2 protein-coding genes are annotated in these 1,677 nt (G+C 68.3%); both read left to right on the top strand.

Annotation, left to right across the window (positions count from 1 at the left end; all coding sequences use genetic code 11):
• The first annotated feature begins 460 nt into the window (after positions 1-460).
• Complete coding sequence (locus ACRWND_RS30685) at positions 461-697, top strand: hypothetical protein (protein ID WP_431955222.1); 237 nt, start codon at positions 461-463, stop codon at positions 695-697.
• Positions 694-1,677 (top strand): zinc-dependent alcohol dehydrogenase (locus ACRWND_RS30680; protein WP_431955220.1); only part of this gene is annotated, 984 nt, incomplete at its 3' end. The genes ACRWND_RS30685 and ACRWND_RS30680, both read left to right, overlap by 4 nt.

Here is a 1,677-nt window from a genome sequence, read left to right as displayed (position 1 = left end):
CGGCCGAGAACCGGCCGCTGGCCTGGGTACCTGTGCGCGCTTCCCCACCCGTGGGACGGCGAAGAACGCCCACCTGCGAGTACGCCGAAGGCCACCAGTGGGAAGGGCCTGCCCTCGTGCGCGGCCTGCACGTGACCCTGGACAACGCCCGCGTGATCAAGGATGGGGCGAGCACTCCATCCCCGCCGACGCCCAGCGGCGGACCCAGTGGAAGTACCGAACCTGCTACAACTGGCAGTTTGCGTGGTGGCTGCGCACCAACCGGGGCGCCCCCGACGCACCGCCCTCCACCTGGACACCGACCGACGATCCCGACGCGCCCAAGCAGCTGACCTTCCTGTAGCTCGACCAAGGCCACGGCTCGGCGACAGGCAACGTCACCGAACCGTGGTGCCACCATGTTTCTCGGCGCGGGAGGCGCGCATAGCCCGCTTCCGGCGGGCGGGGCACGGAGATCCGCGTGACACTTCGCTACGACGTGCCCGGTGGGGCGCTGGGCAAGGCCGCGGCGCGCTACTTCGGCGAGGAACCGCACCAGCAGTTGGACGACGACCTGCGCCGCTTCAAGCAGATCGCGGAGACCGGCGAGGTCATCCGCTCCGAGGGCGCACCAGGCGGCAAGCGGGCCCGCGGTGAGTTCCCGCAGCACCCTGCCCGACCGCTGACCGACGGCGAATTGAAGGAGGCCCTGGCATGAAGGCGAACTGCTGGACGGGACGAAATTCGGTCGAGGTGCAGGATGTCCCCGAACCGTCGATCCTGAACCGCCGCGACGCCATCGTGAAGATCACCTCGACGGCGATCTGCGGCTCCGACCTCCATCTGCTCGACGGCTACGTCCCCACCATGCAAGAGGGCGACATCATGGGCCACGAATTCATGGGTGAGGTCGTGGAGGTCGGCCCCGGCATCAGTAACGACAAACTGCGCGTCGGTGACCGGATTGTCGTGCCCTTCCCCATTGCCTGCGGTGTCTGCGCGTCCTGCCGCGCCGAGCTGTACTCGTGCTGCGAGAACACCAACCCCAACGCCGGCATGTCGGAGAAGTTCTTCGGCCACCCCACCGCCGGCATCTACGGCTATTCCCACCTCACCGGTGGGTTCGCCGGCGGTCAGGCCGAGTACGCCCGGGTGGTGCTCGCTGCCGTCAACGCCCTGAAACTCGAGTCGGACCTCAGTGACGAGCAGGTGCTGTTCCTGTCCGACATCCTGCCGACCGGGTACATGGGCGCGGAAATGTGCGACATCCAGGAAGGCGACATCGTCGCCGTCTGGGGCGCCGGTCCGGTGGGCCAGTTCGCGATGGACAGCGCCCGGGTCCTGGGCGCGCAGAAGGTCATCGCGATCGACAAGGAGGCCTACCGGCTTGACATGGCCGCCGCCCAGGGCTACACGACCGTCGACTTCGAGGAAACCGACGTACGGTCGGCGCTGCTCGAACTCACCGGCGGGCGGGGCCCCGACAAGTGCATCGACGCGGTCGGAATGGAGGCCACACACGGTGCCTCCCACGTGCGCATGTACGACCGGGCCAAGCAGGCGGTCCGCTCCGAGACCGACCGGCCCCACGCCCTGCGCCAGGCCATCCTGTCCTGCAGGAGCGGAGGCGTGGTGTCGGTCATCGGCGTCTACGGCGGGCTGATCGACAAATTCCCGGCGGGTGCCTGGATGAACAGG

Origin of the sequence: Actinacidiphila sp. bgisy167 (assembly GCF_965342175.1) — a bacterium.
Taxonomy (GTDB): domain Bacteria; phylum Actinomycetota; class Actinomycetes; order Streptomycetales; family Streptomycetaceae; genus Actinacidiphila.
This window is presented reverse-complemented; position numbering and strand designations above follow the sequence as displayed.